The sequence below is a fragment of the Limnoglobus sp. genome (assembly GCF_059499385.1).
In genome coordinates this window covers 1-7,970 of sequence record NZ_JCABYM010000013.1, presented here as the reverse complement: position 1 = coordinate 7,970, position 7,970 = coordinate 1, and the positions used below count along the sequence as shown (strand labels likewise).

At 69.5% G+C, this 7,970-nt stretch carries 5 protein-coding genes; 2 read left to right on the top strand and 3 right to left on the bottom strand.

All coding sequences use genetic code 11. From position 1 onward, the window contains the following. Positions 1-174: 174 nt before the first annotated feature. The gene (locus AC5JJ2_RS02080) at positions 175-1,065 is read left to right on the top strand and encodes a glycosyltransferase family protein (protein ID WP_495856298.1); all 891 of its coding nucleotides are present in this window, start codon (positions 175-177) and stop codon (positions 1,063-1,065) included. 142 nt (positions 1,066-1,207) lie between these two features. On the opposite strand, the gene AC5JJ2_RS02075 is transcribed toward AC5JJ2_RS02080, so the two are convergent. The 3 genes from AC5JJ2_RS02075 to AC5JJ2_RS02065 all read right to left on the bottom strand — a co-directional run bounded on the left by AC5JJ2_RS02075 (position 1,208) and on the right by AC5JJ2_RS02065 (position 7,039). Further along, the gene (locus tag AC5JJ2_RS02075) at positions 1,208-3,448 is read right to left on the bottom strand and encodes an alpha/beta hydrolase family protein (RefSeq protein ID WP_495856297.1); all 2,241 of its coding nucleotides are present in this window, start codon (positions 3,446-3,448) and stop codon (positions 1,208-1,210) included. A gap of 42 nt (positions 3,449-3,490) precedes the next feature. Then, a complete protein-coding gene (locus AC5JJ2_RS02070; protein WP_495856296.1) occupies positions 3,491-4,600 on the bottom strand; it encodes a DUF1501 domain-containing protein in 1,110 nt (369 codons plus the stop codon). 87 nt (positions 4,601-4,687) lie between these two features. Then, positions 4,688-7,039, bottom strand: a complete 2,352-nt coding sequence (locus AC5JJ2_RS02065; RefSeq protein ID WP_495856295.1) for an IPT/TIG domain-containing protein — start codon at positions 7,037-7,039, stop codon at positions 4,688-4,690. A 209-nt stretch (positions 7,040-7,248) separates the two neighbouring features. Here AC5JJ2_RS02065 and AC5JJ2_RS02060 point away from each other — a divergent pair, with 209 nt between their 5' ends. Then, on the top strand, positions 7,249-7,851 hold the full coding sequence (locus AC5JJ2_RS02060; RefSeq protein ID WP_495856294.1) for an FMN-binding negative transcriptional regulator: 603 nt from the start codon (positions 7,249-7,251) through the stop codon (positions 7,849-7,851). Positions 7,852-7,970 lie beyond the last annotated feature (119 nt).

Here is a 7,970-nt window from a genome sequence, read left to right as displayed (position 1 = left end):
CCCCCCCCCCCCCCCCCCCCCCCCCCCCCCCCCCCCCCCCCCCCCCCCCCCCCGGCGGGTGCAATCACTCAAGGGAGTCATCAGCCGCTGGCCCCGCGTACCCCCCTCCCTAACCCTCCCCCCCAAGGGGGGAGGGAACAAGAAGTCGCGGCCCCACGCGTAGTCGCGCCGAAGATGTGGCCGTCGTTCAAGTCCCGGTTCGTCCGCGCGCTCAACCGCAAGCTGCTGCTCCGCGCCCTGCGGCCGGTGTTCGAGGCTCTGCCGCAGCCGCCGAACGTCGTCACGACGCTACCGCTCGTCGCGGACCTCGTCGGCGAGTTGCCGGCGCACCGCTGGGTCTACTACTGCGTGGACGACTTCAGCGTCTGGCCCGGCTACGACGGCGAGACGATGCTGCGGATGGAGCGCGACCTCGTGCCGAAGGTAAACGACGCGATCGCCGTCAGCGACACGCTCGTGAAGCACGTCGGCACGTTCGGAAAGCAGGCCCATCTACTGACGCACGGCGTCGATCTCGACCACTGGCAGACGGGGGTGGCCGACAAGCTGCCGGAACTGAGCGGACTCGCGCCGCCGTTCGTCGTGTTCTGGGGCGTCATCGACCGGCGGATGGACACGGCGTTCGTCAAACACCTCGCCGCGAAGCTGGAAAATGGCAGCATCGTCCTCATCGGGCCGCGGGAAGACCCGGACCCGGCGTTGCTCGCGACCCCGCGGGTCCACGCGCTGCCGCCGATGGCGTTCGCGCGATTGCCGGCACTGGCCGCGGCCGCGGGGGTGCTGGTGATGCCCTACGCCGACCTGCCGGTGACGCGGGCGATCCAGCCGCTGAAGCTGAAGGAGTACCTCGCGACCGGGAAGCCGGTCGTGGTCCGCGGCCTGCCTTCCACGAGATCGTGGGCCGACTGCTGCGACGTGTGCGACACGGTCGAGGCGTTCGCCGACCGGGTCCGGGAGCGGTTGGATGGTGGGACGCCGGAAGGGCAGCGGCGTAATCGCGAGCGGCTGCAAGCGGAGGGGTGGGCCGGGAAGGCGAAGCAGTTCGAGGCGTGGGTCGACGGTTAAGTCGCGGTGTTAACGCCTGGGACCGCGGGCGTCCCGCCCGCTCACTTTCCCGGCTTCGGAGACCCGTCTCACGCGGCTGGGGCCGTGGCGGGCGGGACGCCCGCGGTCCCAGGGCCACCCGCCTCGCAACGACTTCCAACCGTCACGGCTTCCACCTCAGGTGCCTGTCGAGGAACGCGAACGTCCCCTTCCCATGGATCTCGTGGCCGCCGACGAAGAACTCCAACTCCGTCCGGTCGCCGATTTTCAGGCGGTTCTCGTACAGGTACCGCACCTTCGCGTACTCCCACGCGATCATCTCGTCGATGCCGACGCCGTCGTCGTGGCCCCGCTCGACCATGAACGGCCGCGGGGCGATCAGGTGCGCCATCTCCGCGTAGTTGAACGTGTGCCCGAGGTCGAACTCGAGCATGTCGTACTCCTTCGTGAACATGTAGCTCATCGGCAGCTCCGTGCTCACGATCTTGCCGACCCACTCGTTGAAGTCGCCGGAGCAGATGCTCAGGCAGTACCGCTTCTCGACGGCCGGGACCCGCATCGCCGTCTTGCCGCCGTAGCTGAGGCCGTAGAACGCGATCCGCTTCGGGTCCACGTTCGGGTGCGCCTCCAGCCAGTCGATGATGCGCTGGTGCTGGCGGATGATGAAGCTGAACAGCGACAGCCGCAGCGGGTTGGCCTTCCGCATGATCTGGCGGAAGTACGTGTCGAAGATGTACGGGTTCTGCGGCGCGAACACGATGTACCCGCGGTCGGCGAGTTGCGCCCCGAACGAGTTGTAGTACTTCGTGCGGGTCTTCGGGTCGCACACGTCCGTCGGCCGCCCTTCGAGACCGTGCTGGCAGACGACGACCGGCCGCTTCTCGCCGGGCTTCAGGTCCTTCGGCAACAGCACGATGCCGTGGGCGAACACGTCCGGGTACACGTCCAACATCACTTCGTGGCCGGTCCACTTTGGCGTGTCGTAGATTTGGCGCGACCGCGGGTTCGCCGGCATCGTCGGCTCCGGCAGCTTGCCGATGACTTCCTCGTGGAAGTAGGTGCGATACCACTCGCACGACTGCTCCCACTTCTCCGGCGAACTCGCGTCGGCCTTCTTCCAGAACTCCTTGCGGACGGGTTCGGAGTTCCGCCAGAGGTTCTGTGTGAACGCGACGAGTTGGTCGAACTGCCGCTTGTGCCGGGCCGCGGCATCGACCGCAACTGCCGGTCGAGGGCGGTCCTTCTCCTTCGCCGGCTCGACCGTACGGCCGGCGAGCTTCGGGAGGAAGAACTCGTCGGAGACGTGCGGGCCGACGCGGCGCATGATCTTCTCGGCCGCCTTCGTCAGCGCGGCGAGCCGGACCGACTCGCCGGCGACCTGTTTGCCGAGGTGAGGGCCGAGGGAGCCGGGGGCGGTGCCGCCGCGGCCGGGCTTCGCGGCCGGCGTCTTCCACGTCGGCCAGAACCCGTCCGCGACGAAATCGACGCCGTCCGGCTCCAGGATGAAGTCCCGCCCGGCGATGAGCGCGGCGACCTCGGCGTCGCCGAACTCGCGGACGCGGTCCCAGACGTTGCGGTCGATCGGCTCCTCCCACAGCCGCTCCCGCGGGGCGAAGTAGGCCGAGCATTGCGTGACCTTGATTCGGTCGTCCAGCGCCCCGGCGTACAGCGCGATCATGCCGCCGTCCCCGTACCCGATGACGCCGACCTTCAGCGCGGCGTCTTGCTTCTGGAACCAATCGACGGCCGCGAGGACCTTTTGCACCTCGTACCCCGGCAGCGTGCGGCCCATCTCGTAGCACATGCGGTGGACCCACTCGCGGTGCGAGTAGTTCGTCCACCGGTTCAGCCGGGCGTTGCCCGAATGCTTGTCGTCGCGGTCGATGAGCGTGGGGATCAGCACGCGGCAGCCGTTGCGGGCGAGGCGGAGGCCGAAGTCGTCGCCGGGGAGCAGCCCCGCGACGTGCTCCGGATGCTGGTCGGCGTGCGGGACCGCGACGACGTTCGCCTTCGGCTTGCCGTCCGGCTCGATGAGCAGTCCTTCCGCATCGACGCCGTTCAGCACGGCCCAGCGGACCGCGTGGACCTTGCACCCGTCGATCTCGGCGAGGAGCGCCGGCACGTCCGGCCCGCCGACGTACTCCAGCTTCGCCGGCACGCGGGGATCGACGACGCCGAGGAGTTTCTTCAACCGCTCCCGCTTCGCCTTCGCGTCCGAAGCGGTCGGGAGTTGATTCCGCTTCGTCGGGGCCAGTTCCAACTCGCGGTCGAGGTAGCGGTGGATGCCGTCCACCATCTGCTTCGCGAGGTCGCCGCCCTCGGTCAGCGGCTTCGTGCCGGGCAACTCGGCAGCGGGCGCGGCGTGAACGAACAGCAGCGCGAGTGCGAGCGCGGTCGTGCGCATGGAGCTTTCTCCGGGAAGTGCGGCGGCGGGGTGTGTGAGTCGTCAGAACAGTTCCAGCACCGGCGCGGCTTCCACCACACGCGCCGGTTGCCCGTCCGGGCCGGGGATGGTCGCGGTCGGCGGGACGCCCATCGCGTGGCAGATCGTGGAGACGAGTTCGGCGCAATGCACCGGCCGATCCTTCGGCTCCGCGGCGTGCGCGTCGGACGTGCCGACGACGCGGCCGCCCTGCACGCCGCCGCCGGCGACGAGGGCCGTCCAGCAGTTCGCCCAGTGGTCGCGGCCGCCGTTGCAGTTCAGCTTCGGCGTCCGCCCGAACTCGCCGACCGCGACGACGAGCGTTTCGGCCAGCTTGCCGGTTTCTTCGAGGCGGGTGAGCAGCGTGGTGTAGGCCGCGTCGAACGCCGGGGCGACCTCGTCACGGTAGTCGGCGAGCGTCGTGCGGAGCGACCCCTTGTCCGCGTGACAGTCCCACGACACGGCGTCGAAGACGTTGAGAAAGTGGTTTACGATCACGAACGGCGTCCCGTCGTTCACGGCCTCCAACGCCGTCTCGCAGGACGTGGCGATGCTTGTGTCGAGGGCTTGCGTCCGGCCGTTGAACGCCTGCGAGATGCACGTGTACGGCCGCCCGCCGAGGAACCCGACCCACTGGCCGAGCGGGATGTCGAGGCCGCACTTGATGCGGTTGTCCGGCGTGAGCAGCCACTTCCCGAACCGGCCCTCGCGGTCGAGCCGGTCGGCGATGACGATGCCGACGTTCGGCCACACCGGGCCGTCCCCGAACCGGCGGCCGGTGTTCAGCAATTGCATCCCATTCTCGTGGATCGGCGCGTGCTCGTGGTGCATCGTGCGGACGAGCGAGAACTTGTCCGCCATCGCCGCCATCTTCGGGAACAGCTCGCTCAACAGCACGCCCGGCACGCGGGTGCGATTTGGCGCGAATGGGCCGCGTACCTCGCTCGGCGCGTCCGGCTTCGGGTCCCACGTGTCGAGCTGGCTCGGCCCGCCGGTGAGCATCAAGAAGATGCAACTCTTCGCCGTGCCGACCGGGGCCGCCGCGGTCGCGGCCGAACCCAGGGCGGCGGTCGCGCCGACGGCGGCCGACGCCTGGAAGAACTCACGGCGATTCAACGGGGATGCGGGAGCCATGCCGCGGACCTCGGGGGTTGTGTGACAACGCCCCACATCCTAACGGCAACGGCCGAAGATCGGAACCAGATTCCGCGCGAGTTTCGCTCAGCCGACGAACACGCCGCCGGTGAAGCCGGGTTCGAGTTCGCGGTCGAAGAACGTCGGCGGCGCGCCGGCCGGCGTGAGGGCCGCCCCCGCGTACGCGACCACGCTGCTGCCCGCCCCGGACCCGTCGCCGGCCAGGATGTCCATGCGGTCGTCGCCGTCGAGGTCCTTCACGCTCAGCCGCACGCCGCCGCGGGTGTTGGCGTCGCCGGCGAAGAAGTTCGCGACCGTCACGTACTGGTTCGACAGGAGGGCTTTGCCGTCGAACGCCAACACCCGCGGGCCGCCGCCGGGGCCGCCGCCGGCGATCAGGTCCGCGAACCCGTCGCCGTTCACGTCGCCGGCCGTCACGAAGATGCCGTTGCGGAGTGTCTGCTCGAACGCGAAGAAGTCGCCGAACAGCCGGGCCGGTGCGCCCGCTGACACGGACTTCCCGCTGAACGCCGCGACGCGGGGGCCGCCCTTGAACCCGGCCACGACCACGAGATCACCCGTGCCGTCGCCGTTGATGTCGCCGATACTCGCCCGCGCCCCGCCGCGGAAGTTGCGGTCGTCGATGCCGAAGAAGCTCGCCACCCTCGCGAAGCCGCCGCCGTCGAACACGTCCACCCGCGGGCCGCCGCCCTGGTCCGGCGTGATCGTCAGGTCCGGGATGCCGTCGCCGGTCACGTCCCCGGCCGCGACGTACACGCCGCCGGTGAAGTTCGGCTCGAACGGGCTGACGGCGAACAGCTCCTGCTGCGTGACGCCGTCCAGGACGCGGACGCGGGTGGCCGCGCCCGGCCCGGTCCCGGCGACCACGTCGAGCGTGCCGTCTCCGTTGAAGTCGGCCGTCGCCGTGCGGACGGTGACGGTGGTGTTCGGGAACGGCGTCGTCGAGAACCGCAGCGTCCCGTCCGCGTTCATGAACCGCAGCGAGTTCCCGACCCCGGCCGCGAACGGCTGCGCCGACGGCGACAGCGGGGGCGGCGGCACGGTCGGCGGCGGGCTGACCGGCGGGGGCACGTTCCCCGGCGGGCTGACCGGCGGGGGCACGTTCCCCGGCGGGCTGGTCGCCAGGCCGTAGGTGTAGTCGTCCGCGGCCGTGTTGTTCGACGTACCGTACCCAAAGAAGATCGACTTCCCGTTCGAGTCCAGTTTCGTCGTGCCGGACTGCACCTTCACGTCCACGGTCCCGGCCAGTTGCGGCGGCGCGAGCAGGTCGATCCGCGAGTCGGAGACGACGGTGAACGCCGGGACGGGCACGCCGCCGAAGCTGACCAACAGGTTCCCGGCCGCGCCGCTGAAGTTCTTCCCGAAGATCGACACCGGCGTGCCGCCGAGGACCGGCCCGCCGGTGACGCTGAGGCCCGTCACCGTCGGCTTCAGGTCCACGACCTGGAAGTCCGCGGGCTTGATCCCCCGCAGCGCCAGGATTTGGCCCATGTTCCACTCGCTCGACGGCGTCCCCTGGAAGAAGAAGTCGCTGCCGTTGTCCGCGACGATCAGGCCGTAGTCCTTCATCGCCTGGGCGATGGCCTTCGCCTCCGCGGACCAAGTCGCGGGGATGGCGAAGTCGGCCCGCAGCCGGAACCGCTCGCCCATTCGCGGCAGGTCGGCGTCGGTCCGGCTGCTCGCGAAGTGCGACGCCGGGTAGACGTACTGGTTCCGCGTCTGCACCATCGTCACGCGGATCGCGTGGTCGATGACGCCCTGCCCGCCGGCCGACGCCGGCTTCGCCTCGTCCGGCCGGACCAGCCCGGTCGCGATCGGCAGCCCGGCCGCGTCCGCGCTCGTCCAGTTCGGCGTGCGGAAGGTGTTCTTGTTCAGGTCCCAGAAGCTGACCTGATACGCGCCCCACACGTTCGACGGCTTCGTGCCGCCGTAGGAGAACGTCGTCTCGCCGGGGCGGGACGCGCAGTACAGCTCGTACAGGTGGTTGGCCGACTTGTCGTAGATGAGGACGTGCGAGTCCCCGCGGCTCGACGGCGGGTTCGGCCCGGTCGCGCCGTCGCCTTCGATGACGGCGTTCGCCGGGATCGGGACCATCACGTTGTCGCTCTCGTCCGCGTACCCCTCGTTCGGGATGAACACGGACACTTTCGGCGTGCTCGCATCGACGACGGTGATCGGGATGCCGTACAACTCGCCGTCCGTGACCGGGTTGCCGAAGTCCGGCTTGATGCCCCGCGTGCCGGTGCGGGCGACGATCCGGTTAATGATCGCGGCCGAGTTCTCGGCGACCGGGGCGTCGGTGATCTTCTGGTTCCAGGCGCTATCGTCGGGAAACAGGTTGTTGCCGAAGAACGCGGGCACGTCGCGGGTTTCGAGCCGGACGAGGTCCGGCCGAACTCTGTGGGGATTGGGCCGCATGAATTTTGGTTCCGTGTGTGCAACGCGACGGCCCGGCGGTGGTGCGGGGCGGCCGCAGACGCCGAAATCTAGGGCAGGAACCGCCGGCACGCGCGTCAGAATCGGACGGGTCGGGCCGAGTGTGTCGGAGGAACCGACGACGCCCCGGCGGCGCGTGAACCTGGTAAACTTGCGGCGTGTCCTGCGGGCGCTCCTTCCGAGAGGCTGACATGTACGTGCCCCCGGCGTTCGCCGTGACCGACCGCGACACGCTCCACGCATTCGTCGAGGCGAACAGCTTCGGCCAGCTCGTCTCCGTCCTCGACGGCGTGCCGTTCGTCTCGCACCTCCCTTTCCTGCTCGACCGCGAGAGCAACACGCTCATCGGCCACATGGCGAAGGCGAACCCGCAGTGGCGGCAGCTGGCCGACCGGACGGCCCTGTGCGTGTTCGCCGGGCCGCACGCCTACGTCTCGCCGACGTGGTACGAGGAGGAGAACACCGTCCCGACGTGGAACTATGTCGCCGTTCATGTTTACGGCCGCGTGCAACTCGTCGAGGACACGGCCGGGATTCTGGACATCGTGCGGCAGTCCGTGGACGTGTACGAGCGCGGGATGCCGCAACCGTGGACGCTCGGCGAGAACGCGACGTTCCTGGAGCGGATGGCGTTGCAGATCGTCGGCTTCCGAATCGCGATCGAGCGGATCGAGGGGAAGTGGAAGTTGAACCAGAACCACCCGGCCGAGCGGCGGGCGAAGGTAATCCGCGCCCTCGGCGGGCGGACCGACGAGAACTCGCGGGCGGTCGCGGGGATGATGGCGGAGTTGTAGGTCGGGTCGAGGAGGATACGCCGCGACGCCCGACGCGAGACGGTCTTGGCTTTGTTCCCTCCCCCCTTGGGGGGAGGGTTAGGGAGGGGGGTAAGCCTTTCCCTCCCGGTGAGGATCGC

Excerpts from the sequence above, each read along its gene's own strand:
- AC5JJ2_RS02080 (WP_495856298.1), top strand. The coding sequence starts at position 175 with ATGTGGCCGTCGTTCAAGTCCCGGTTCGTCCGCGCGCTCAACCGCAAG.
- AC5JJ2_RS02075 (WP_495856297.1), bottom strand. The coding sequence starts at position 3,448 with ATGCGCACGACCGCGCTCGCACTCGCGCTGCTGTTCGTTCACGCCGCG.
- AC5JJ2_RS02070 (WP_495856296.1), bottom strand. The coding sequence starts at position 4,600 with ATGGCTCCCGCATCCCCGTTGAATCGCCGTGAGTTCTTCCAGGCGTCG.
- AC5JJ2_RS02065 (WP_495856295.1), bottom strand. The coding sequence starts at position 7,039 with ATGCGGCCCAATCCCCACAGAGTTCGGCCGGACCTCGTCCGGCTCGAA.
- AC5JJ2_RS02060 (WP_495856294.1), top strand. The coding sequence starts at position 7,249 with ATGTACGTGCCCCCGGCGTTCGCCGTGACCGACCGCGACACGCTCCAC.